Genomic DNA, 23,964 nt, shown 5'->3' on the forward strand with positions numbered 1-23,964 from the left:
CAGGGGCCTCCTACACGCGCAGAACGGAGAGGTCTATCGGCGAGGGCGGCACGAGCGCGGGCGGCGCGCGGCCGGGCGAGAGCGTCAGGACGGCCTGGTCGGCGAGCCAGGAGCCGGCGGCGGGCCGGGTGTCGTAGAGGGCGGGCAGCAGCTCGTAGGAGCTGGGGGAACGCGGCGGCGCGGCGGGCCGCTGCACGTCACCCTTGTCGCCACCCTGCCCGCACCCGGGCACACCTTGGCCTTCGGCGACGAACACCGGCGCTTCGGTGACCCCGGACGACACGACCGTCTCGGACACCCCGGTCGCCCCGGACACCCCGGTCGCCCCGAACACTCCGGTCGCCCCGGACACCCCGGCAGCCCCCGCGGAACCACACAGCACCCCGAGCCCGAGCACGACGACCAGCACCCCCACCAGGGGGCACCACGCAAGCCGGGCCCGGGACCACATGCCCGGAATCGTACGTGTTCCCGCGTGCCCCACGGGAAATCGGTTGGCCGTTCCCGAGCACCGGGTGAGATCCTGGACCGCGTATGTCTACGCAGCCCGCCCTCACCCTCGACGCCCTCGCCCCCCGCCTGACGGAGCTCTCGCTGCGCGATGAGCACCGGATCGGCAGGCGGCTCGAAGGTGCGCGCCGGATCCGCAAGCCCGAGGCCCGCGCCGCCGTTCTCGCGGAGATCGCGGACGACGTCGAGAAGGCCGCGGCCCGCATGGCGGGCCGCGCCACCGGCGTGCCCGCGATCACGTATCCCGAGCAACTGCCGGTCAGCCAGAAGAAGGACGACATCCTGGCGGCGATCCGCGACCACCAGGTCGTGATCGTCGCGGGTGAGACGGGCTCGGGCAAGACGACCCAGATCCCGAAGATCTGTCTGGAGCTCGGCCGGGGCGTGCGCGGCCTGATCGGGCACACGCAGCCGCGCCGCATCGCGGCCCGCACGGTCGCGGAGCGGGTGGCCGAGGAGATGAACACGCCGCTCGGCGAGGCCGTCGGCTGGAAGGTCCGCTTCACGGACCAGGTGAGCGGCGACACGTACGTGAAGCTGATGACGGACGGCATCCTGCTCGCCGAGATCCAGACGGACCGCGAGCTGCGCGCGTACGACACGATCATCATCGACGAGGCCCACGAGCGGTCTCTGAACATCGACTTCCTGCTGGGCTATCTCGCCCAGCTGCTGCCGAAGCGCCCGGACCTGAAGGTGGTCATCACCTCCGCGACCATCGACCCGGAGCGCTTCGCGCGCCACTTCGGGGACGCGCCGATCGTCGAGGTCAGCGGCCGGACGTATCCGGTGGAGGTGCGGTACCGCCCGCTCCTGGAAGAGGACAACGACGACCCCGACCGCGACCAGATCACCGCGATCACGGACGCCGTCGAGGAGCTCCAGGGCGAGGGCAAGGGCGACATCCTGGTCTTCCTGTCCGGTGAGCGCGAGATCCGCGACACGGCGGACGCGCTGAACAAGAAGAACTACCGCTTCACCGAGGTCCTCCCCCTCTACGCCCGGCTGTCGCACGCCGAGCAGCACCGCGTGTTCCAGCCGCACACGGGACGAAGAATCGTCCTGGCGACCAACGTCGCCGAGACGTCCCTGACGGTCCCGGGCATCAAGTACGTGATCGACCCGGGCACCGCCCGCATCTCCCGCTACAGCCACCGCACGAAGGTGCAGCGCCTGCCCATCGAGGCGGTCAGCCAGGCCAGCGCCAACCAGCGCAAGGGCCGCTGCGGGCGCACGTCGGACGGCATCTGCATCCGGCTGTACAGCGAGGAGGACTTCCTCGCCCGCCCCGAGTTCACGGACGCGGAGATCCTCCGTACGAACCTGGCCTCCGTCATCCTCCAGATGACCGCGGCCGGGCTCGGCGACATCGAGAAGTTCCCCTTCATCGACCCGCCGGACCACCGCAACATCCGGGACGGCGTGCAGCTCCTCCAGGAGCTCGGCGCCCTCGACCCCACCCAGAAGGACCCGAAGAAGCGGCTCACGCAGCAGGGCCGCAAGCTGGCCCAGCTCCCCGTGGACCCGCGGCTCGCCCGGATGGTCCTGGAGGCCGACAAGAACGGCTGTGTGCGCGAGGTCATGGTGATCGCGGCCGCGCTGTCCATCCAGGACCCGCGCGAGCGCCCCGCCGACAAGCAGACGCAGGCCGACCAGCAGCACGCCCGCTTCAAGGACGAGACGTCCGACTTCCTCGCGTACCTGAACCTGTGGCGGTACGTGCGCGAGCAGCAGAAGGAGCTCGGCTCCTCCGCTTTCCGCCGCATGTGCAAACGCGAGTATCTGAACTTCCTGCGGATCCGCGAGTGGCAGGACATCTACACCCAGCTGCGCACGGTGGCCAAGCAGCTCGGCGTCCATCTGAACGACGACGACGCGGGCGACAAGCAGGTCCACCTTTCGCTGCTGGCCGGGCTGCTGTCCCACATCGGGATGAAGGATGTGAAGAACGCCGGGGGGGAGGGCGGGAAGAACACAGCGAAGAACGAGTATCTGGGGGCGCGGAGCGCCAAGTTCGCGGTCTTCCCCGGGTCGGCGCTCTTCAAGAAGCCCCCGCGCTTCATCATGTCGGCCGAGCTGGTCGAGACGTCCCGCCTTTGGGCCCGCGTCAACGCGAGGATCGAGCCCGAGTGGATCGAGCCGCTGGCCCAGCACCTGCTCAAGCGCACGTACAGCGAGCCGCACTGGGAGAAGGACCAGGCAGCCGTCATGGCGTACGAGAAGGTGACGCTGTACGGCGTCCCGATCGTCACCGACCGCAAGGTGAACTACGGCCGCATCGACCCCGAGGTCTCCCGAGACCTTTTCATTCGCAACGCCCTGGTCGAGGGTGACTGGCGTACGCACCACAAGTTCTTCGCCGACAACCGCAAGCTGCTCACCGAGGTCGAGGAGCTGGAGCACCGCGCCCGGCGCCGCGACATCCTCGTCGACGACGAGACGCTGTTCGACTTCTACGACCAGCGGGTGCCCGAGGACGTCGTGTCGGGGGCGCACTTCGACTCGTGGTGGAAGAAGAAGCGCCACGAAGAACCCGAGCTGCTCGACTTCGAGCGGTCGATGCTCATCAACGAGCGCGCGGGCGACGTGTCGAAGAACGACTACCCGGACAGCTGGCGCCAGGGGCCGCTGAAGTTCAAGGTGACGTACCAGTTCGAGCCGGGCGCGGACGCGGACGGCGTGACCGTGCACATCCCGCTCCAGGTGCTCAACCAGGTCTCGCCCGACGGCTTCGACTGGCAGATCCCCGGTCTGCGCGAGGAGGTCGTGACCGAGCTGATCCGCTCCCTGCCGAAGCCGATCCGCCGCCACTACGTGCCCGCGCCCAACTACGCCAAGGAGTTCCTGAAGCGGGCCACGCCCCTTCAAGAGCCGCTGCACGTCACGCTGGGGCGCGAGCTGCAGAAGATGGTCGGCGTGCCCGTGCACGGCGACGACTTCGACCTGACCCGCGTACCGGACCACCTGAAGATCACGTTCCGGGTCACCGACGAGCGGCGCCGCAAGCTCGCCGAGGACAAGGACCTCGAGGTCCTGAAGCTCCGGCTCAAGCCGAAGGCGCGCAAGGCCCTGTCGCAGGCGGCCGCCGCCACGGCCGAGCGCTCCGGCGGCGAGTCCGTGGAGCGGACCGGCCTCACGGACTGGACGATCGGCTCGCTCTCGCGCGTCTTCGAGACGCGGCGCGCGGGCCAGCCCGTGAAGGCCTACCCGGCCCTCGTGGACGACGGCGACACCGTCTCCGTACGCCTCTACGACACCGAGGCGGAGCAGACGGGCGCGATGTGGCGCGGCACCCGCCGCCTCATCCTGCGCAACATCCCCGTCAATCCGGCCAAGTTCGCCCAGGACAAGCTCACCAACGCCCAGAAGCTCGCCCTGTCGGCGAACCCACACGGCTCCATGCAGGCCCTCTTCGACGACTGCGCGCGGGCCGCCGCGGACAAGCTCATCGCGGACTTCGGCGGGCCCGCGTGGGACGAGGAGTCGTACCGCAAGCTGTACGAGAAGGTGCGCGCCGAGATCGTCGACACGACCGTGCACGCCGTCGCGCAGGTCCAGCAGGTCCTCGCCGCCTGGCAGGCCTGCGAGCGGCGCCTGAAGTCCACCAGGAGCCCGGCGCTGCTCGCGAACCTCGCGGACGTGCGGGAGCAGCTCGACGCCCTCATCAAGCCCGGCTTCGTCACGGAGACGGGGCTGCGCAGGCTGCCCGACCTCATGCGCTACATGGTCGCCGCCGACCGACGGCTCCAGCAGATGCCGACGAGCGTCCAGCGGGACACCACGCGCATGGAGAAGGTCCGCGAGATGCGCGACGAGTACGCGTGGCTCCTCGAGCAGTTGCCGCAGGGGCGGCCCGTGCCGCGCGAGGTCCTGGACATCCGCTGGATGATCGAGGAGCTGCGCGTCAGCTACTTCGCGCACGCCCTGGGCACGGCGTACCCCGTCTCGGACAAGCGCATCGTGAAGGCCATCGACGCCGCGGCCCCCTAGCCGTACGACTGTAACCAACCGCTCACCCAGAGCGAGTTCGACCAGGGAGCCGACCTCCTGTACAGTCTTTTCTCGCAGCCCAGAGCAACAATCGGAGCTGCGAAACCTGGTCCTGTGGAGCAGTTTGGAGTGCTCGCCACCCTGTCAAGGTGGAGGCCGCGGGTTCAAATCCCGTCAGGACCGCAGTAACTGTGAGGCCCGTACCCGCGAGGGTGCGGGCCTCACCGCTTTATGGGCCCGCATCCGTCAGGGTGCGGGCCTCACGGCTTCATGGGCCCGCATCCGTCAGGGTGCGGCCCGCCGCGTTGTGCCCGTGCGCAGCAGGGTTGACGGCGTCACATTCCGCCGGTACCCCAGAACAACAGGGAGCGCGTCGCACGCTCCCGAGGAGGTGGCGCATGCCCGCATACCCCGCGTCCGCACGGCACGAGACCCGCGCGCTGCTGCGCGCCCATCTCGCGGCGGCCACCAGCTACCGCCATCTGACCCGGCACTGTCCCATCTGCCACCAACTGCTGCGCCTCGCCATGGAGCCCTCCGGCGACCCGCACGACACCCCGGAGCACAAGGACACCCCGGAGGCTCATGACGCTCCTGAGGCCGCTGAGCAACGCGAGGACGAAAGTCCTCCCAAGGCATGACCAAAGCCGAGGCGCACGACACCCGCCGAGTGGGAAGCTGAGCGGAGAGCGGGAGTGTTCTCCGGAGAGTTGGCCGGTGTCGGCGCGCTTCGGCTCCTCTAGCGCACGGGCGGTCAGGGCAACAAGCCACGGTTCGTGTGACGGTAGTCACCGAACGAGTTTTGGAAACCCCGGAACTTACACCTGCCCTACAACAGGTCAATCTAATATGTGCAATTGCACCACCTGACGCGCCGCCTTGACGGCGCGCACCCCACCCTCGCACGGCCCGCCCGACAGGGTCCCCCAGGGATCAACAGGGCGGCTCACAGAGGCCCCCAACAGCGCGCACCCACCCGAGGGACGGCGAGCACCGGCGGGCGCCAGGGGCGCGCGGGCATGAAAAATCGCGCTGGACCCGGCGGAGTCCAGCGCGATCTACGACGCACCCAGAATGATCAGGCGTGGGGCCCGTTGGGGCGGGTCCCGTGTCGTGTGTAGCTATATGTCGGACGTTACGGCCAGGTTGGGGGACCCGGCAGTGGTCGTGCTCATCGTCCGATGTGTACTGCTTACTGCTGCTTAGTTCACAAACGCCGTGCTCAGGCCTCGCTGCGCTGCTGGGGGATACCCGCCAGCAGAGCGCGGACCTCAGCCTCGCGGTAACGGCGGTGCCCGCCGAGCGTGCGAATCGACGTGAGCTTGCCAGCCTTGGCCCAGCGCGTGACCGTCTTGGGGTCGACGCGGAACATCGTGGCGACCTCAGCCGGGGTCAGCAGCGGCTCGGCATCAGGGGTGCGAGCGGTCATGAGCGGCCTCCTCGGGAGAACCGAACCTTCTCGGTTCATTCCTCTAAATTCTGCACCTTGACCCGCGTTGCCCGAAATGGCGGACGCGAGTCGAGTCGGTTATAGGACGAACGGCTTGTCCTCGGCACTACAACTACACCATCCGTCCAGCCGCGTCGGCCAAACCGATGGAATTGCCCTCCCAGGTGTCCATCAGCGACGGAAGCCGATGGACCATGCCATAGCGGACAGTCACGCCACAGTGACGATCAGTCACAGAGCGATCAGGAGTCAACAGACCCCCCATAGCGTGCAATGCAGAGCATTCCGCCCATAGTTGAACGGAAGGAGTCCTCTCCGGACTCCTTGTCCTATTTTGGCATGAGGAAGGCCGATCGGCGCAAGGGCGAGTTAAGTGCGGTCCATCACGCTTGAGGCAAAGGCCCGGATCGGGACCTACGTCCCGCCACCGGGACAAGCGCTCTCCATCGGCAGCGGGCCGGAGCGTCGCACCGGCACGAGACCTGGAGGCGATCAGTTCGAGAACTGCCGCTCCCGCACCGCCCGCCATCGCTCCACGAGCCTCGCATACGCCTCGCCGGCCCCCACCCCGTCACCGGCCCGCAGCGCCTCGATCCCGGCGGCCACGTCCGCCGCCGAGTGGTCCTCGTCGAGCAGCTCGCCCGGCAGCGCGTGCACCAGGCCGCCGTAGTCCAGCTCCACCAGGGAGCGCGGGTGGAACTCCTCCAGCCACCGCCCGACGTCCACCAGGCCGTCGATGAGCGGCCCCTCGTCCATCGCGTCCCGCAGCGCCTTCAGACCCCGTGCCACCCGGCGCCGCGCCTGCACCATGGGCGTGCGGTACCGCAGCACCGGCACCCCGCCCCCGGCGGACGCCTCCTCGCCCTCGGCACCGGCGGCCCCGGCACCCCCGGCACCCCCGGCGCCCCCGTCTGCGTATCCGGGCTCGTACAGCCGCTCCTCGTCCGCGACCAGGACGAACCAGTTCAGCGGCACGTGCCAGGTCGCCGTGCGGATCCAGGGGCGCGCGTCGGGGTTGCGGGCCAGCCACTGCTCGTAGTCCGCGGCGGCCTGGCGGCGCACCACCGGCGGCAGGACCGCGTCCAGGACCGGCGCGGGCAGCTGGCCGCCGAGCTCGCCGAGGGCCTGCCAGCCACGCAGCCGGGTCCGCCAGGGGCAGACGCACACCACGCCGTCCGTCTCCACCACGAACGCCTCGCCGCTCTCGTGCACCGGCACCGGGATGGGTGGCGTGGGCACCAAATCGGCCAGGGAACGACGGAGTTCGTCCTGGTAGGAGGGGCGTTCCCGGCGGCGGGCGTAGCGCGCCCAGTGGCCGCGCTCGGGCTCAGGGAAGGCCGCCAGGGGCTCATACACACGCAAGTACGACGCGTACGGGACGATCACCGAGGACACCTTGGGCACGGCTCCTCCCCTCCCCCGCCCAGCGACTGGAAAACACTGCAAATCGTGCCATGGCCGAACAGTGCCGTACTCCGTCCTGCGGCCCGGGAGAGTGGCCCGCGCGGGGACCGGACAGAGTCATGCCGACCACCGTGCGGCGGCCCAGCACCAGGAGGCTCTACTCTCTTGGCAAACGGGGCCCGCCACCCGCACGGGAACCCCGCCCAACCGCCGCTACGCAACCGGGAGTCACCACCGTGACCGATGTAACCGACGGCGTCCTGCACACCCTGTTCCACTCGGAACAAGGGGGCCACGAGCAGGTCGTGCTCTGCCAGGACCGCGCCAGCGGTCTCAAGGCCGTCATCGCCATCCACTCCACCGCCCTGGGCCCCGCCCTCGGCGGTACGCGCTTCTACCCCTACGCCTCCGAGGAAGCGGCCGTCGCCGACGCCCTGAACCTCGCGCGCGGGATGTCGTACAAGAACGCCATGGCCGGGCTCGACCACGGCGGCGGCAAGGCCGTCATCATCGGTGACCCGGACCGGATCAAGAGCGACGAGCTGCTGCTCGCCTACGGCCGCTTCGTGGCCTCGCTCGGCGGCCGCTACGTGACGGCCTGCGACGTCGGCACGTACGTCGCGGACATGGACGTGGTCGCGCGCGAGTGCCGCTGGACCACCGGGCGCTCCCCGGAGCACGGCGGCGCCGGCGACTCCTCGGTGCTCACCGCCTTCGGCGTCTTCCAGGGCATGCGGGCCTCCGCCCAGCACCTGTGGGGCGACCCCACGCTGCGCGGCCGCAAGGTCGGCGTCGCGGGCGTCGGCAAGGTCGGACACATCCTCGTGGAGCACCTCCTGGAGGACGGCGCCGAGGTGGTCATCACCGACGTGCGCGAGGACTCGCTGCTCCGCATCACCAGCAAGCACCCCGAGGTCACCGCGGTCGCCGACACGGAGACCCTGATCCGCACCGAGGGCCTGGACGTGTACGCCCCGTGCGCGCTCGGCGGCGCCCTGAACGACACGACCGTGCCGCAGCTCACCGCGAAGGTGGTGTGCGGCGCCGCCAACAACCAGCTCGAACACCCGGGTGTGGAGAAGGACCTCGCCGACCGCGGGATCCTCTACGCGCCCGACTACGTGGTGAACGCGGGCGGTGTCATCCAGGTCGCCGACGAGCTGCACGGCTTCGACTTCGACCGCTGCAAGGCGAAGGCCTCGAAGATCTTCGACACCACGCTCGCCATATTCGCACGTGCGAAGCAGGACGGGATTCCGCCCGCCGCGGCGGCCGACAGGATCGCCGAGCAGCGCATCGCGGAGGCCCGCCGCCCGTGACGCACCGCTGACGCACACCGCACGGAACGTGTGCGAACCGCGCCGATTCGACGCCGGATCACGGCCCGCCGACGCCCTCGGGAGACAAGACTCACCCCCGTCGGCGGGTCGCCTGCCAAGAAGAGGTTAAAATCGCAGCTGACCAGCGAGGAAAGGGCACCTTGCCAGTCGTGCGCCTAGGCGCGTCCTGCGGGCGACGTACCGTATGGCCGCAGGAGCAGGTACCGTGGAAGCCCTACGGACCGGTCTCTCCATGGAGAGTCCGTTCCAGATCATGAACGCGTGTCAAGACTCTGGGGCCATGAAGCCCCGATACCGAGGGGGTCGAGCCATGGGGCGCGGCCGGGCCAAGGCCAAGCAGACAAAGGTCGCCCGCCAGCTGAAGTACAACAGCGGCGGGACTGACCTGTCGCGTCTGGCCAATGAGCTGGGCGCTTCGACTTCGCAGCAGCCGCCGAATGGCGAGCCGTTCGAGGACGAGGACGAGGAAGACGACCCGTACGCGCAGTACGCGGATCTGTACAACGACGACGAGGAAGACGAGGACGACCAGTCCGGTCCCTCGTCGCAGCGCCGCGGCGCTTGACCTCGCGGTAGCCGCACAACGCTGAGTTCGCGCCAATCGCGCCGTTCTGACAGCGATCGCACTTCACCCGGCCCGGGGTGGTAACACCGCCGGACCGGGTTTTGTGCTGTCCCGGGGGGCTACTGCCCCGCCCCAGGGGCTACTTCGCGTAGTCGCCGGTGAGTTCGGCGCCGCTCGCGTGGTCACCGCGGTCGGTGATCTCGCCCGCGACCCAGGCGTCCACGCCGCGGTCGGCGAGGGTCGTGAGGGCCACGTCGACCGACTCCTGGGGCACGACGGCGATCATGCCGACGCCCATGTTCAGGGTCTTCTCCAGCTCCAGGCGCTCGACCCGGCCCGCGCGGCCGACCAGGTCGAAGACCGCGCCCGGCGTCCACGTGGAGCGGTCCACGGTGGCGTGCAGGCCGTCGGGGACGACCCGGGCCAGGTTCGCCGCGAGGCCGCCGCCGGTGACGTGGCTGAAGGCGTGCACCTCGGCCGTGCGGATCAGCGCGAGACAGTCCAGGGAGTAGATCTTCGTGGGCTCCAGGAGCTCCTCGCCGAGCGTGCGGCCGAACTCCTCGACCTCCTGCTCCAGGGACATCCCGGCGCGGTCGAAGAGCACGTGTCGCACCAGCGAGTACCCGTTGGAGTGAAGACCCGACGACTCCATGGCGATGACCGCGTCACCCTTACGGATGCGATCGGCGCCGAGCACGCGGTCGGCCTCCACGACGCCGGTGCCCGCGCCCGCCACGTCGAAGTCGTCCGGGCCGAGCAGGCCCGGGTGTTCGGCGGTCTCGCCGCCGACGAGGGAGCAGCCCGCGAGGACGCAGCCCTCGGCGATGCCCTTGACGATCGCGGCGACGCGCTCCGGGTGGACCTTGCCGACGCAGATGTAGTCGGTCATGAACAGCGGCTCGGCACCGCACACGACGATGTCGTCGACGACCATGCCGACGAGGTCGTGGCCGATCGTGTCGTACACGCCGAGCTTGCGCGCGAGGTCGACCTTCGTGCCCACGCCGTCCGTGGCGGAGGCGAGCAGCGGGCGGTCGAAGCGCTTCAGGGCGGAGGCGTCGAAGAGGCCGGCGAAGCCGCCGAGGCCGCCGAGGCCCGCGACCTCGGGGCGCTGCGTCTTCTTCACCCACTCCTTCATCAGCTCGACGGCGCGGTCGCCGGCTTCGATGTCGACGCCTGCCGAAGCGTAGGAAGCACCAGTGGTCTCAGACATTGCCTGGGATCTTTCGGGTTGATGACGGGGCTCAGGGGCGACGGATCGCGTCGGCCGCTGCCGTGGCCGCCGGACCGGCTGCCAGCTCCGTCTCCAGGAGCTGCTTGCCGAGGAGTTCCGGGTCGGGCAGATCCATCGGGTACTCGCCGTCGAAGCAGGCGCGGCAGAGGTTCGGCTTGTCGATGGTGGTGGCCTCGATCATGCCGTCGATGGAGATGTAGGAGAGCGAGTCGGCGCCGAGCGAGGTGCCGATCTCCTCGATGCTCATGCCGTTGGCGATCAGCTCGGCGCGGGTGGCGAAGTCGATGCCGAAGAAGCACGGCCACTTCACGGGCGGCGAGGAGATCCGGATGTGGACCTCGGCGGCGCCGGCCTCGCGGAGCATCTTGACCAGGGCGCGCTGGGTGTTGCCGCGGACGATCGAGTCGTCGACGACCACCAGGCGCTTGCCCTTGATGACTTCCTTGAGGGGGTTCAGCTTCAGCCTGATGCCGAGCTGGCGGATGGTCTGGGAGGGCTGGATGAAGGTCCGGCCGACGTAGGCGTTCTTGACCAGTCCGGCGCCGAAGGGGATCCCGGAGGCTTCCGCGTAGCCGATGGCGGCGGGCGTGCCGGACTCCGGGGTCGCTATCACCAGGTCGGCGTCGGCCGGGGCTTCCTTGGCGAGCTTGCGGCCCATCTCGACGCGCGAGAGATAGACGTTGCGGCCCGCGATGTCGGTGTCGGGGCGCGCCAGATAGACGTACTCGAAGACACAGCCCTTGGGCTTCGCTTCAGCGAATCGGGACGTTCGCAGGCCGTTCTCGTCGATGGCGATGAACTCGCCCGGCTCGATCTCGCGGACGTAGGCGGCGCCGCAGATGTCGAGGGCGGCGCTCTCGGAGGCCACCACCCAGCCGCGCTCGAGGCGGCCGAGGACGAGCGGGCGGATGCCCTGCGGGTCGCGTCCCGCGTACAGCGTGTGCTCGTCCATGAAGACGAGGCTGAAGGCGCCCTGGACCTGGGGAAGCACCACGCCGGCGGCTTCCTCTATGGTCAGCGGCTTGCCGTCGGCGTCCGTCTGGGCGGCGAGCAGGGCCGTGAGCAGGTCGGTGTCGTTGGTGGCCGCCACGCGCGTGGTGCGGCCCTCCTGCTTGGGCAGGTCGGCGACCATCTCGGCGAGCTGCGCCGTGTTGACCAGGTTGCCGTTGTGGCCGAGGGCGATGGAGCCGTGGGCCGTGGCGCGGAAGGTGGGCTGGGCGTTCTCCCAGACGGACGCTCCAGTGGTGGAGTAGCGGGCGTGACCGACCGCGATGTGTCCTTGGAGAGAACTGAGGGAGGTCTCGTCGAAGACCTGGGATACGAGCCCCATGTCCTTGAAGACGAGGATCTGGGAGCCGTTGCTGACCGCGATTCCCGCGGATTCCTGGCCCCGATGCTGGAGGGCGTAGAGCCCGAAGTACGTGAGCTTTGCGACCTCTTCACCCGGAGCCCAGACACCGAAGACGCCACAAGCGTCCTGGGGGCCTTTCTCGCCGGGGAGCAGATCGTGATTGAGTCGACCGTCACCACGTGGCACGCCACCGAGTGTAGGCGAGATCGACCACTGGTCCGAATTGGGGATACGGAGCCTGTACGGAACGTAAGCGCGCTCCTGGCGCGGGCGGCTTCCCGGGCGCCCATTGCTGCGATCGTACGAAGGCCTCGTGAACAGCGGCGACAAGGCATTGACGGGATTTCGCCCACTGGCTGAGGCTCCTGATTCATGCAGTTCCTTGTGGAGCGCCGCCACGTCGACCTGGTCCGGGTAGCAAGCGCCCTCTGTCCGCGCACGGCCTGAACTCTCTTCTCCCGCTCTTCCCCGCCTGTCCTGTTCAGGAGTGCTTCGTGTCTTCGTACGAGTCCGATTCATCCCGTTCGTCGGGTCCTGCCGCGACTTCGCGGCTGTCCCGGCGGGCCTTCGCCGGTGGGGTGGCGGGGGCCGCGGCCGCCGTCGGCGTCGGTGCCGACGCGGCCCGCGCCGACGCCCCCACGACCGCCGAGCGGCCCTTCGCCGCCGCCCCCGGGCGGCACTCCAAGCGGCCCAACATCCTCTTCGTCCTCGGTGACGACCTCGGCTGGGCCGACCTGTCGTCCTACGGGTCGCCGCACATCAAGACCCCGCACCTGGACCGCCTGGCCCGCCAGGGCGTCCGCTTCACCAACGCCTACTCCGGCTCCGCGACCTGCTCCCCGACCCGCTTCAGCCTCTACACCGGGCGCTTCCCCGGCCGGACGAGTTCTTCGGGAACTTCGGCGGGGCTCTGGAGTACTACTCGAAGCTCGGCGGCGGGGGCGAGTACGACCTGTACGAGGGCGCGGTGCGCGAGGGCGACGCCACGTACAAGGACCTGCGCTACTACACGCGGATCCTCACCGAGAGGGCGAGCGCGTACGTGGCGCGCGAGCACGACCGGCCGTGGCTGCTCAACCTGAACTTCACCACCCCGCACTGGCCCTGGATCGCCGACGGCGACACGGCGGCGAGCGCTTCTCGTACAACTGGCCCCTGTCGGGCAACAAGGGGTCGCTGCTCGAAGGCGGCATCCGGGTGCCGACGGTCCTGCGCTGGCCCGCCCGCCTGGACGGCGGGCAGGTCAGCGACGAGCCGGTGTACACGCCGGACTGGACGGCGACGCTCCTCGAACTGGCCGGGGCCCGGCCCGACCCGGCGTACCCGCTCGACGGCACGAGCCTCGCCGGGCATCTCCTGCGCGGGCGCGAGGTGCCCGAGCGGGACCTGTTCTGGCGGGTGCGCGGCGAGCGGGCGCTGCGGCGCGGCCACTGGAAGTACCACCGCGGCAGGAGCGGCCGCGACCAGCTCTTCCACCTGGGCCGTGACCAGCGCGAACAGGCTGATCTGAGCGGGCGGGAGCCGGGCCTCCTGAAGGAGCTGCGGACGGCGTGGGAGCGGACGGCGGCGGGCTTGCTGCCCTATCCGGCCGCGTGACGCCGACCGCATCCGGCCGCATGACGTCGGTCGGCCGCGTGACGCCGACCGCATCCGGCCGCATGACGTCGGTCGGCCGCGTGACGCCGTTTCGGGTCAGGCCGCCGGGGCCTGGGCCTTCACCGTCGTCTTGCCGTCGGGTGCGGTGAGGGTGAGGGTGCGGTGGTCCAGCTTGTAGGAGACCTTGCCGTCGAAGAGCTTCAGGAGGGCGCGCTCGGTCGGCATGACGTCGCCGGGGCACATCTTGCGGGTGGCCCGGGGCTGGCCCAGTTCTATCTTGCCGTCGGAGGCGGACGCGTTCGCGGTGACGTCGTTGCAGCCGAGGTTGCCGCGGACCGCGCCGTCCTTGGTGAAGGTGAGCTTGATCTTGTCGTTCAGGTCCTTGGGCAGGGAGGTCGTGGAGTCTCCGGTGCCGACGGAGGTCACCGTCCACTCGGTGCCCTTCAGCGGCGCCCCGGCCTCGGCACTGAAGGCGATGCGGTCGCCGTCGGCGGTGGTGAGCGTCAGGCGTTCGTCGTCCACCTGGGCCTTGAGCTTTCCGTCCATGGCGCGGGCGAGGCTCTTCTCGAAGTCGAGCGCGTCGCAGGCCATCTCGGTGTGCTGCCCGGGTTCGAAGTGGACGGTGTCGCCCTTGACGGACGCCTTGGCGCCGTAGCCGTTGCAGCCGAAGTTGCCGGCGGCGGTGCCCTTGCCGCCGAACTTCACATAGGCGCCGTTCGGGGCCGCCTTCTTCTTGCCGTCGACCGTGAGGCTGTCGACGTTCCAGCGGACTCCGGTCAGGGACGATTCCGAGCCGCCGCCCTTGCCGGAGCCGGAGTTGCCCGGTCCGGCCTTGTCGGAACCGCCGTCGCCGGAGTCGGACTCAGAGCCGCAGGCCGCGAGCAGCCCGGCGGCGGCGAGGACGGTGAGGGTCTGGGTCACACGCTGCTTGTACATGTCATTGTGACGGGGCGGCTCCGGGTCCGGTTCCCTCCGGGTCCCGCCGGTGGTCACGGCACTCGGGCCCCACCCGTCACGACATGATCGGCAGCAGCCCGCCCAGATCGGCCCGTTCACCGCTCGCGCTGACCTGTGCCGCCTCGCGGGCCGCCGCCCACGTCGTCCGGCCCGTGGCGAGCCTGATCCAGGTCAGCGGGTCGGTCTCGACGACGTTCGGCGGGGTGCCGCGGGTGTGCCGGGGGCCCTCGACGCACTGGACCACCGCGTACGGCGGGACGCGGACCTCCACCGAGCCGCCGGGGGCCTTCGTGGCCAGGGCGTCGAGGAGGAGGCGGGTGCAGGCGGCCAGGGCCTGGCGGTCGTACGACACGTTCAGGCCCGGCAGCGCGTCGTTCAAGTCGTCGGTGTGGACGACCAGTTCGACGGTGCGGGTGACCATGAAGTCGGCGAGGGTCATGCCGCCGGTTGGGGTCTCCCCTGCTCGAGCGCAGTCGAGAGCTTGGGGAAGGGAGGGGACGAGGCGGGTGTCGGCGGCGCCGGGGAGGGTCTTGGCCAGCCGGTCGACGGCGTGCGCGAACAGGGCGTCCAGGTCGGTGCCCGCGTCGACGATCGCGTGCACGTCCTCGTCGACCTGGCCCGCCGCCGAGGACGTGCGGAACGGCCAGTCCTGGAGCGGCACTTCGAGCTTCTCGGGCTCGGGCGCGTCCAGATAGCGGGCCACGGAGCCGAGCACCATCGTGAGGTGGGCGGCCAGTTCGCGCACGGTCCAGTCCCCGAGCCGGGTGGGCGCGGCCAGTTGCTCCGGGGTCAGGCCCGCGACGGCCGTGCGCACCGTGGTGAACTGGGCGAGCACGGCGGTGCGGATCTTGGTCGGGTCGTAGCTGCGGGTGCGCTTCTTGGCCGGTGGCATGGGGGGAGCCTAAGCCTTGACCGCGTAGCCGCTGAGTCCCTTTTCCACCAGGGCGAAGGCGTCCCTCGCCAGGCGCGCGGCGTCGGCGGCGACCTGGTCGAGGGGGACGTCGGCGACGCGGCGGCGGTGCACCTCGGCGAACACCGCGTTGCGTACGCCGATCAGTTGGGCCGCGGCGACCTCCGCGAGGACCGCGTCGCCGGTCTCCGCCGCGAGGACGTCGGCGAGGAGGTCCTGCCGGCGCAGGTGGAAGGAGTGCGCACGGTGCAGGAGCACCGGCGTCTCGGTGATCAGGCGAAGCACCTGGAGCGTGCGGGCGCTGTCGCCCAGGCCGACGGACGGGTCCCTGGCCTCGATCAGGTCGAGCAGCTGACGGCGCAGGGCCTCGGCGGCGGACTCGCCGGGGGCGCGGGCGCGCACGGCTTCGGCGGCGTCGGCGACGTGCTCCTCCATGGGGCTGAGGAGCAGGTCCTCCTTCGTGCCGAAGTAGTTGAAGACGGTCATCTTCGAGACGTCGGCGGCGGCCGCGATCTCGGCGACGGACACCTTGTCGAAGCCCCGCTCGACGAACAGCTCCACCGCGGCCTGCCAGATCCGCGCGGCGGTCTGCCGCTTCTTGCGCTCCCGCAGCCCCGGCTGACGGGGGCCCGGGGCCCGGGCCCCGGGCTCGTCCGCGGGCGTGGACGCGGACGCGGGCGTGGGCCCGGACGCGGATGCGGATGCGGCTTCTCGTGCGGCCATGCGGCGGACTATACCAGGATGAATTTTAATCTTGGATTAACTCTGGACCGAGTACACCTCAGTGGCCTCGACCGTGAACACCTCCCGGTTGGCGGGCACCCCGACCCCCCGCCACCGGAAGGGCACGCCCCTGGCCGTGTCCAGGTCCGGGCCGTCCATCAGCTGGAAGTGGACGTGCGGTTCGGTGGAGTTGCCGGAGTTGCCGCACTGGCCGAGCACCTGACCGGCGAGGACCTTGTCGCCGGTGCGGACCTCCAGCGAGCCCTTCCGGACGTGCGCGTACACGGCGTACGTCCCCTCCCCGAGGTCGAGGACGACGTGGTTGCCGACGATGCGGCGGGTGCCGCCGACGCTCCGGCCGATGCCCTCGATCAGCCAGAAGTACAGGACCCCGGCGAGGGAGCTGCGGCTGAGGTGGTCACGCTGGCCGTCCTCCGCGTGCACGACGGTGGCGTCGCCCGCCGCGTGCAGCGGCGCCCCGAAGGCGGGGTAGTCCTGGTTGCGCCGGGCGACGGGCCAGAACCAGACCGGGCCCGGCCGACCGCGCTCCGGGTCCTCCGGCTCGGCCGTGATGTCGATGGCGTAGGTCTGGCCGAGGCTGTGCGTGCCGTGGCTCGGCACCTTGTCGGCGGGGCTGTTGAGGGCGGACCAGCGGCCGGTGACCGGGGGCTCGACCTCGACGGGCGCGGGCGGGTCCGTCGCGATCTCCTGCCGGACGGAGCGGGCGGTCGTCAGACTGATGGCCATCGCACCGAGCGCGGGCAGCCAGCCCAGCCAGTAGTTGTACGGCAGGTCCACGAAGAACCCGGCGACGGCCTGGACGAAGAAGATCAGCCACAGCACACGCTTGACCAGCGCGGCGAGCCTGCGTTGACGTACGGACACGAGTCCCCCTCGTACGGAAAGCGGAAAACTGAGAACGGTCAGGTCACGGGGCGCGCGGCGGTGAGCACCACCAGGAGCGGCACGACCCGCCCCGCGGGCACTTCGTAGCGGCCGCGCTCCGCGCTGTGCAGCCAGCCCGCGCCGGTCAGTTGGCGCAGGTGGTGATAGATCTGGCCGGTCGTCCCGATGTCCTCGAGCGCGGCCAGCTCGGCGGCGGTGCGCAGACCGCCGAGGATCTCCCGAAGCAGCCGGAGCCGTACGGGATTGCCGAGCGCGGCGAAGGAGTCGGCAAGCTCGGACCAGTCGCCCTCGAAGACCGTCTCGGTGAGCTGGCCGTACTGCCACTCGTACCGATGTCCCGTCGGCACGCGCACCGCTCCGGTGAACAGGACGGCGCCGTCCGCGTCGTCGGTCACCGGATGCCGGGCCTTCAGCGCGTCGAGGGCCCAGAAGTCGCCCTCGCCCACGGGAGGCGCGGCCGGGCCCGCGCTCTCCAGCTCCGCCATGCGCCGCTCAAGATCGGCGACGCGCTCTTCCAGATCCATGATCTTGAGATTACGTAGTTACGTAATTCCGCGCAACCTCAGGCCCCGGAAACGCCGAAGCCCCCGCCCGGACCAGGTCCGAACGGGGGCTTCGAAGGAGCGACGGATCAGGCGAAGAGCCCAGGCACCGTCTCCTCGTGCGCCGCACGCAGCTCGCTCAGCGGCAGCGTGAACTCGCCCTGCACGTCGACGGCGTCCCCGTCGACCACACCGACGCGCGTGACGGGCAGACCCCGCGCCCCGCACATGTCGGTGAACCGCAGCTCCTCGCTGCGCGGCACGGACACGACGGCACGCCCCGCGGACTCGGAGAGGAGGAAGGTGAAGGCGTCCAGGCCGTCCGGCACCACCAGGCGCGCGCCGGTGCCGCCGCGCAGGCAGGACTCCACGACCGCCTGGATCAGACCGCCGTCGGACAGGTCGTGCGCGGCGTCGATCATGCCGTCGCGCGAGGCGGAGATCAGGATCTCGCCGAGCAGCCGCTCCCGCTCCAGGTCGACCTTGGGCGGCAGGCCGCCGAGGTGGTCGTGCACGACCTGGGACCAGGCCGAGCCGCCGAACTCCTCGTGGGTCTCGCCGAGCAGGTAGAGGAGCTGGCCCTCTTCCTTGAAGGCGATCGGCGTGCGGCGCGTGACGTCGTCGATGACGCCGAGCACGGCCACGACCGGGGTCGGGTGGATCGCCGTCTCACCGGTCTGGTTGTAGAGGGAGACGTTGCCGCCGGTCACCGGGGTGCCGAGCTGCAGACAGCCGTCGGCGAGGCCGCGGGTGGCCTCCGCGAACTGCCACATCACGTCCGGGTCCTCGGGGGAGCCGAAGTTCAGGCAGTTGGAGATCGCGAGCGGCTTGGCGCCGGAGGCGGCGACGTTGCGGTACGACTCGGCGAGCGCGAGCTGGGCGCCCGCGTACGGGTCGAGCTTCGCGTACCGGCCGTTGCCGTCCGTCGCCATCGCGACGCCCAGGTTGGACTCCTCGTCGACGCGGACCATGCCCGCGTCCTCGGGCTGCGCGAGGATCGTGTTGCCCTGGACGAAGCGGTCGTACTGGTCGGTGATCCACGCCTTGGAGGCCTGGTTCGGGGAGGCGACCAGCTTGAGGATCTGCTCGCGCAGCTCCGCCGCGTTCGCCGGGCGCGCCAGCTTGTTCGCGTCGTCCGCCTGGAGCGCGTCCTGCCAGGACGGGCGCTCGTAGGGGCGGTGGTAGACGGGGCCCTCGTGGGCGACCGTGCGCGGCGGTACGTCGACGATCTGCTCGCCGTGCCAGAAGATCTCCAGGCGCTCGCCCTCCGTCACCTCACCGATGACGGTCGCGATGACGTCCCACTTCTCGCAGATCTCCATGAAGCGGTCGACCTTGTCGGGCTCGACGACCGCGCACATGCGCTCCTGCGACTCGCTCATGAGGATCTCCTCGGGCGAGAGCGATGAGTCGCGCAGCGGAACCGTGTCCAGCTCCACGCGCATGCCGCCCGAACCGGCCGACGCCAGCTCGCTGGTGGCGCAGGACAGACCCGCGCCGCCGAGGTCCTGGATGCCCGCGACCAGCTTCTCGCCGAAGATCTCCAGGGTGCACTCGATGAGGAGCTTCTCCTGGAAGGGGTCGCCGACCTGGACGGCGGGACGCTTGGCCGGTCCGGTGGACTCGAAGGTCTCCGACGCCAGGACGGACACGCCGCCGATGCCGTCGCCGCCCGTGCGGGCCCCGTACAGGATGACCTTGTTGCCGGTGCCCGACGCCTTCGCGAGGTGGATGTCCTCGTGCTTCATGACGCCGATGCAGCCCGCGTTGACCAGCGGGTTGCCCTGGTAGCAGGAGTCGAAGACGACCTCGCCGCCGATGTTGGGCAGACCCAGGCAGTTGCCGTAGCCGCCGATGCCCGCGACGACGCCCGGCAGGACGCGCTTGGTGTCGGGGTGGTCGGCGGCGCCGAAGCGCAGCGGGTCCACGACCGCGACCGGGCGCGCGCCCATCGCGAGGATGTCGCGCACGATGCCGCCGACGCCGGTGGCCGCGCCCTGGTAGGGCTCGATGTACGACGGGTGGTTGTGCGACTCGACCTTGAAGGTGACCGCGTAGCCCTGGCCGACGTCGACGACGCCCGCGTTCTCGCCGATCCCGACGAGCATCGCGTCGTTCTCGGGGACCTTCTCGCCGAACTGCTTCAGGTGCACCTTGCTGCTCTTGTACGAGCAGTGCTCGGACCACATGACGGAGTACATGGCGAGCTCGGCGCCGGTCGGGCGGCGGCCGAGGATCTCCCGGATCCGGGTGTACTCGTCCTCCTTGAGGCCGAGCTCCTTCCAGGGCTGCGCGGACTCGGGGGTCTCCGCCGCGTGCTTGACGGTGTCCAGGGTCATCGGGCGTCCACCAGCTTCTTCAGGATCGAGGTGAAGAATCCCAGACCGTCCGTGCGGCCGGTCCCGATCAGCGGCTCGACCGCGTGCTCGGGGTGCGGCATGAGGCCGACGACGTTGCCCGCCTCGTTCGTGATGCCCGCGATGTCGCGCAGCGAGCCGTTCGGGTTCATGTCCAGGTACCGGAAGGCGACGCGGCCCTCCGCCTCCAGCATGTCGAGGGTGCGCTCGTCGGCGACGTAGCGTCCGTCGATGTTCTTCAGCGGGATCGAGATCTCCTGGCCCGCCTCGTAATCGGCGGTCCAGGCAGTCGAGTTGGTCTCCACGCGCAGCTTCTGGTCACGGCAGATGAAGTGCAGGTGGTTGTTGCGCAGCATCGCGCCGGGCAGCAGGTGGGTCTCGGTGAGGACCTGGAAGCCGTTGCAGATCCCGAGGACCGGCATTCCGGCCTTGGCCTGCTCGATGACCGACTCCATGACGGGCGAGAAACGCGAGATGGCGCCGGCCCGCAGATAGTCGCCGTAACTGAAACCGCCCGGAAGGACCACGGCGTCGACCTGCTTCAGGTCCTTGTCGCGGTGCCACAGCGGCACGGCCTCGGCACCGGCGACGCGGACGGCGCGCTGCGTGTCCCGGTCGTCGAGCGTTCCAGGGAAAGTGACGACTCCGACACGAATATTCCAGCGGCCCGCAGGGCCCCCGTTGAGGGTGGTGGCGGGTGACGGGAGGGAGGTCACTTCGCCTCCACCGCCGGCTCTTCGACCTTTACGACGAAGTCCTCGATCACGGTGTTGGCGAGGAAGGTTTCCGCCATCTCGTGGATACGGGCGAGGGCGGCGTCGTCGACGGGCCCGTCCACCTCGAGTTCGAAGCGCTTTCCTTGACGTACGTCGGAGATGCCCTGGAATCCGAGGCGCGGCAGTGCACGCTGCACCGCCTGTCCCTGGGGGTCGAGGATCTCCGGCTTGAGCATGACGTCGACTACGACGCGTGCCACTGGCACTCCCGGTGTGTGGTGCTTGCGCTGCTGCTTGCGGGGTACTGCTCACCTGGCGCCGAGCGGGCCGCCGAGCAGGTTCCTTCAGACTACCCGCACAAAATTTCTACCCGCGTAGATTCGTAGCAACATACGTGACCGCAGTCACTTCTCAGGGGTCGGCACGGCGTCGAGCAGGACACGTACGCGAAAAATCCTGGAAAAGATCACAGCTCGCCATTGCGCCCACCACCCCGCCGCACCCACCCTGCTGGGGAAGCGCCCGGCCTGCCCGTATTCTCCCGGACACGCCACCGGAACACGCGGTCGGTTTTCCATGGCTTCACTATTCAATGCCAGGCACTGTACAAAGGAATTGGCAATAGCCGATACTTTGTCCCAAAACTGCCGGACAGTCGGCATCACCGCACATCGCTGCACGTCAATGCGGTGACGCCGCACGAAAGGACCGATATTCGTGGCGCAGCGTGTCGTGGTCACTCTCTTTGACGACATCGACGGCTCAGAAGCGGCGGAAACGGTCGCCTTCGGTCTGGACGGGAAGTCGTACGAGATCGACCTCAACCAAACCAATGCCGAGAAACTCCGCAAGGTGCTCGCCCCCTACCTGGAGGCGGCCCGCAAGCAGTCGAAGTCCGGCAAGGTCTACCGGCACACGGCGGTGACCCCCGACCCGGCGGCCGTGCGCGCCTGGGCCCGCTCGCACCGCCTCGACGTACCGCCGCGCGGCCGGATCCCGAAGAAGGTGTACGAGGCGTTCGAGGCCGCCAACTGACTCCGGACGCAGGCGTCGGGGCTCCTCGGAGACCTCGGGGCGGGGGTGCTCGCGCAGCCGACTTGCGCAGCACCCCCGCTGGTCAGCTAGAGTCTGGAGCACGCCGAAGGGCAAGGCCGAAAAGGCCGAACCCCGAGGAGTCGTGCGGGTGTAGTTCAGTAGTAGAACATCCCCCTTCCAGGGGGAAGGCGCAGTGTGCAATTCCTGTCACCCGCTCCGCACCGCTCACCGACCACCCATTCGGGTGCGGTAAGCTGGTGCTCGCGCCGATCAGTGAGAGCTGGTCGGAGGCAATGCGAACGTAGCTCAGTTGGTAGAGCGCAACCTTGCCAAGGTTGAGGTCGCGAGTTCGAACCTCGTCGTTCGCTCCAGTCACGAAGGCCCGGTGTCCCAGACACCGGGCCTTCGTCGTTTCAGGACCGGCCGCCTCCACATATCCGGCACCCCGCGTGATCCTCGCGCCTGATCCCCGCGTCTGACATTTGTCATGCGAGTCGATGACAACGCGCACTGCCCGGCGCCCCGGCAGCGGGCGAGCCTTGAGTCATGACAGACCAAGTGATCGAAGTGACCGGCCTGCGGCGCCGCTACACAGGAGGCTTCGAAGCGGTCCGGGGGATCTCGTTCACCGCCGGTCGCGGGGAGCTGTTCGCTCTGCTCGGCACCAACGGCGCGGGCAAGACCTCCACCGTCGAAGTCCTCGAAGGCCTCGCCGAGCCCACCGCCGGGACCGTGCGCGTGCTCGGGCACGACCCGTACCGCGAGCGGGACGCGGTCCGGCCCCGGATCGGCGTGATGCTCCAAGAGGGCGGCTTCCCCTCAGAGCTGACCGTCGACGAGACACTGCGCATGTGGGCCGGGTGCACCAGCGGCGCCCGCCCCGCCGCCGAGGTCCTCGAATCCGTCGGCCTCACCGGCCGCGGAAAGGTACGGGTCAAGCAGCTCTCCGGCGGCGAGAAGCGGCGCCTGGACCTCGCGACGGCGCTGCTCGGCGACCCCGAGGTGCTGTTCCTGGACGAGCCCACCACCGGGCTCGACGCCGAAGGCCGCCGCGAGACCTGGAAGTTGGTGCGCGCCCTGCGCGACCGGGGCACCACCGTGCTCCTCACCACGCACTACCTGGAAGAGGCCGAGAACCTCGCCGACCGCCTCGCGATCCTGCACGAAGGCCGCATCGCCGCCACGGGCACCGTCGCCGAGGTCGTCGCCTCCCAGCCCGCCCGCATCTCCTTCCAGCTGCCCGAGGGGTACTTCCCCGGCGACCTGCCGCCGCTCGCCGAACTCGGCGTGACCGGACACGAGGTGGAGGGCCGCACCGTCCGGCTCCGCACCGACCAGCTCCAGCGGGTCGCGACGGCGCTGCTCACCTGGGCCCAGGCCACCAGGGTCGAGCTGGGCAGGCTCGACGTGCGCGCCGCGTCGCTGGAAGAGGCGTTCCTGCAGATCGCGCAGGAGGCGACACGGACGGCCGAGGAGACCGGCGACGTCCGTCGGGTCGGCGGCTCCCGCCGGGCGAACCAGCAGAAGGAGACCGTCCGATGAGCCCCACCGACACCGTCGCCCCACGGACCGCCCGGCCCGCCCGCGGCGCCACCACGACCACCCCGACCGGCCGCCTCCTGGCACTGGCCCGGGCGGAACTCACCCTGATCGGCCGCGCCAAGGGCACACTGTTCGCGGCGCTCTTCGTGCCCCTGGTGGTGCCCTTCACCATGAAGTCGGCGGCCCAGGAGATGGACCTCAAGGGCACCGGCCTCTCCGTCGGCTCGGTCCTGCTGCCGTCCGCGATCGCCTTCTCCCTCCTCTTCGCCGTGTACTCGGCGCTGGTCACCGTGTACGCGGCCCGGCGCGAGGAACTCGTGCTCAAGCGGCTGCGCACCGGCGAGGTGCGGGACGCCGAGATCCTCGCGGGCGCGGCGCTGCCGTCCGTCGCCATCGGGCTCGTCCAGTCCCTCGTGCTGATCGGCATGTGCGCCGCCATGCTCGACGTGGGCACCCCCGGCGCCGTGCACTACGTGGCCCTGGGGCTGCTCCTGGGACTCGTGATGTTCCCGCTGCTCGCGGCGGCCACCTCGATCATCAGCCAGAGCGTGGAGAGCGCCCAGGTGATGGTCATGCCGCTCCTTATCGCCTCCCTGATCGGCTCCGGCGCGACCGTGCCGCTGGAAGTCATGCCGGACAAGCTGGCCAGGATCTGCGAACTGCTGCCGCTGTCCCCCGTGATCGCGCTGATCCGCGGCGGCTGGACCGGTGAGCTCGACGCGGGCGAGGCGCTGCGGGCCCTCGCGATCGCGGTGGCCTGGATCGTGGTCGGCGTGTTTGCTGTACGCAAGTGGTTCCGCTGGGAGCCGCGGCGCTAGCGGCACCCGTCAGGGGGC

Annotated in this window: 21 protein-coding genes, 3 tRNA genes and 1 pseudogene; 12 read left to right on the forward strand and 13 right to left on the reverse strand. The window is 70.0% G+C overall.

Translation table 11 applies throughout. The annotated features are described in order from the left end of the window. Positions 1–10: 10 nt before the first annotated feature. Entirely contained in the window at positions 11–451 is a 441-nt protein-coding gene (locus ACFVHO_RS14785) for a hypothetical protein (protein ID WP_385713550.1), read from the reverse strand. An 83-nt stretch (positions 452–534) separates the two neighbouring features. Between ACFVHO_RS14785 and hrpA the strand changes: the two genes are divergently transcribed. The 3 genes from hrpA to ACFVHO_RS14800 all read left to right on the forward strand — a co-directional run bounded on the left by hrpA (position 535) and on the right by ACFVHO_RS14800 (position 5,141). Then, on the forward strand, positions 535–4,500 hold the full coding sequence (hrpA, locus tag ACFVHO_RS14790; protein WP_385713551.1) for an ATP-dependent RNA helicase HrpA: 3,966 nt from the start codon (positions 535–537) through the stop codon (positions 4,498–4,500). A gap of 108 nt (positions 4,501–4,608) precedes the next feature. Further along, positions 4,609–4,683, forward strand: a tRNA-Asp gene (locus tag ACFVHO_RS14795). Between the two features lie 215 nt (positions 4,684–4,898). Continuing rightward, positions 4,899–5,141 (forward strand): DUF6274 family protein, encoded by a 243-nt coding sequence (locus ACFVHO_RS14800; protein ID WP_385713553.1) that lies wholly within the window; start codon positions 4,899–4,901, stop codon positions 5,139–5,141. A gap of 581 nt (positions 5,142–5,722) precedes the next feature. Here ACFVHO_RS14800 and bldC read toward each other — a convergent pair. Together bldC and ACFVHO_RS14810 are read right to left on the reverse strand one after the other, a co-directional pair. After that, positions 5,723–5,929, reverse strand: a complete 207-nt coding sequence (gene bldC / locus ACFVHO_RS14805; protein WP_003949541.1) for a developmental transcriptional regulator BldC — start codon at positions 5,927–5,929, stop codon at positions 5,723–5,725. 513 nt (positions 5,930–6,442) lie between these two features. Beyond that, on the reverse strand, positions 6,443–7,354 hold the full coding sequence (locus ACFVHO_RS14810; RefSeq protein WP_385713555.1) for a hypothetical protein: 912 nt from the start codon (positions 7,352–7,354) through the stop codon (positions 6,443–6,445). Between the two features lie 236 nt (positions 7,355–7,590). Here ACFVHO_RS14810 and ACFVHO_RS14815 point away from each other — a divergent pair, with 236 nt between their 5' ends. Together ACFVHO_RS14815 and ACFVHO_RS14820 are read left to right on the forward strand one after the other, a co-directional pair. Continuing rightward, positions 7,591–8,673 carry a Leu/Phe/Val dehydrogenase gene (locus tag ACFVHO_RS14815; RefSeq protein ID WP_385713557.1) on the forward strand — a complete coding sequence of 361 codons (1,083 nt, stop codon included), beginning with the start codon at positions 7,591–7,593 and terminating at the stop codon, positions 8,671–8,673. 331 nt (positions 8,674–9,004) lie between these two features. Beyond that, positions 9,005–9,259, forward strand: a complete 255-nt coding sequence (locus ACFVHO_RS14820) for a DUF3073 domain-containing protein (protein ID WP_289948836.1) — start codon at positions 9,005–9,007, stop codon at positions 9,257–9,259. Between the two features lie 139 nt (positions 9,260–9,398). Here ACFVHO_RS14820 and purM read toward each other — a convergent pair whose 3' ends face one another. After that, positions 9,399–10,472 carry a phosphoribosylformylglycinamidine cyclo-ligase gene (gene purM / locus ACFVHO_RS14825; RefSeq protein WP_385713559.1) on the reverse strand — a complete coding sequence of 358 codons (1,074 nt, stop codon included), beginning with the start codon at positions 10,470–10,472 and terminating at the stop codon, positions 9,399–9,401. Positions 10,473–10,503: 31 nt separating this feature from the next. Continuing rightward, positions 10,504–12,030, reverse strand: a complete 1,527-nt coding sequence (gene purF / locus ACFVHO_RS14830) for an amidophosphoribosyltransferase (protein ID WP_385713561.1) — start codon at positions 12,028–12,030, stop codon at positions 10,504–10,506. A gap of 186 nt (positions 12,031–12,216) precedes the next feature. Here purF and ACFVHO_RS14835 point away from each other — a divergent pair, with 186 nt between their 5' ends. Together ACFVHO_RS14835 and ACFVHO_RS14840 are read left to right on the forward strand one after the other, a co-directional pair. Further along, positions 12,217–12,291, forward strand: a complete 75-nt coding sequence (locus ACFVHO_RS14835) for a putative leader peptide (RefSeq protein WP_380843595.1) — start codon at positions 12,217–12,219, stop codon at positions 12,289–12,291. A gap of 47 nt (positions 12,292–12,338) precedes the next feature. Next, positions 12,339–13,440 (forward strand): annotated as a pseudogene (locus ACFVHO_RS14840) (sulfatase). A 96-nt stretch (positions 13,441–13,536) separates the two neighbouring features. On the opposite strand, the gene ACFVHO_RS14845 reads toward ACFVHO_RS14840, so the two are convergent. The 8 genes from ACFVHO_RS14845 to purS all read right to left on the reverse strand — a co-directional run bounded on the left by ACFVHO_RS14845 (position 13,537) and on the right by purS (position 20,811). After that, on the reverse strand, positions 13,537–14,361 hold the full coding sequence (locus ACFVHO_RS14845) for an META domain-containing protein (RefSeq protein WP_385713563.1): 825 nt from the start codon (positions 14,359–14,361) through the stop codon (positions 13,537–13,539). Between the two features lie 91 nt (positions 14,362–14,452). Next, on the reverse strand, positions 14,453–15,289 hold the full coding sequence (locus tag ACFVHO_RS14850; protein ID WP_385713565.1) for a sterol carrier family protein: 837 nt from the start codon (positions 15,287–15,289) through the stop codon (positions 14,453–14,455). Between the two features lie 9 nt (positions 15,290–15,298). After that, entirely contained in the window at positions 15,299–16,030 is a 732-nt protein-coding gene (locus ACFVHO_RS14855) for a TetR/AcrR family transcriptional regulator (RefSeq protein WP_385713567.1), read from the reverse strand. Between the two features lie 36 nt (positions 16,031–16,066). After that, positions 16,067–16,915, reverse strand: coding sequence for a M23 family metallopeptidase (locus ACFVHO_RS14860; protein ID WP_385713569.1), 849 nt, complete (start codon positions 16,913–16,915; stop codon positions 16,067–16,069). Positions 16,916–16,953: 38 nt separating this feature from the next. Next, positions 16,954–17,460: an ArsR/SmtB family transcription factor gene (locus ACFVHO_RS14865; RefSeq protein ID WP_385713570.1), complete on the reverse strand. Its 507-nt coding sequence runs from the start codon at positions 17,458–17,460 to the stop codon at positions 16,954–16,956. Between the two features lie 107 nt (positions 17,461–17,567). Next, a complete protein-coding gene (gene purL / locus ACFVHO_RS14870; RefSeq protein ID WP_385713572.1) occupies positions 17,568–19,817 on the reverse strand; it encodes a phosphoribosylformylglycinamidine synthase subunit PurL in 2,250 nt (749 codons plus the stop codon). After that, positions 19,814–20,491 (reverse strand): phosphoribosylformylglycinamidine synthase subunit PurQ, encoded by a 678-nt coding sequence (gene purQ / locus ACFVHO_RS14875; protein ID WP_385713679.1) that lies wholly within the window; start codon positions 20,489–20,491, stop codon positions 19,814–19,816. The genes purL and purQ overlap by 4 nt, the downstream gene beginning before the upstream one ends. A 56-nt stretch (positions 20,492–20,547) precedes the next feature. After that, positions 20,548–20,811 carry a phosphoribosylformylglycinamidine synthase subunit PurS gene (gene purS / locus ACFVHO_RS14880; RefSeq protein ID WP_030362773.1) on the reverse strand — a complete coding sequence of 88 codons (264 nt, stop codon included), beginning with the start codon at positions 20,809–20,811 and terminating at the stop codon, positions 20,548–20,550. Positions 20,812–21,268: 457 nt separating this feature from the next. On the opposite strand from purS, the gene ACFVHO_RS14885 reads away from it, so the two are divergent. From ACFVHO_RS14885 to ACFVHO_RS14905, 5 genes are all read left to right on the forward strand, one after another. Beyond that, positions 21,269–21,586: an Lsr2 family protein gene (locus ACFVHO_RS14885; RefSeq protein ID WP_385713574.1), complete on the forward strand. Its 318-nt coding sequence runs from the start codon at positions 21,269–21,271 to the stop codon at positions 21,584–21,586. Between the two features lie 144 nt (positions 21,587–21,730). Continuing rightward, positions 21,731–21,802: transfer RNA gene (locus ACFVHO_RS14890), tRNA-Gly, on the forward strand. Positions 21,803–21,881: 79 nt separating this feature from the next. Next, positions 21,882–21,957, forward strand: a tRNA-Gly gene (locus ACFVHO_RS14895). Between the two features lie 175 nt (positions 21,958–22,132). Further along, a complete protein-coding gene (locus ACFVHO_RS14900; RefSeq protein WP_385713576.1) occupies positions 22,133–23,128 on the forward strand; it encodes an ABC transporter ATP-binding protein in 996 nt (331 codons plus the stop codon). After that, on the forward strand, positions 23,125–23,946 hold the full coding sequence (locus tag ACFVHO_RS14905; protein ID WP_385713578.1) for an ABC transporter permease: 822 nt from the start codon (positions 23,125–23,127) through the stop codon (positions 23,944–23,946). Before ACFVHO_RS14900 ends, ACFVHO_RS14905 begins: the two co-directional genes overlap by 4 nt. Positions 23,947–23,964: the final 18 nt, after the last annotated feature.

The sequence above is a fragment of the Streptomyces sp. NPDC127108 genome (genome assembly GCF_042677545.1).
In the GTDB taxonomy this organism is placed as follows: domain Bacteria; phylum Actinomycetota; class Actinomycetes; order Streptomycetales; family Streptomycetaceae; genus Streptomyces.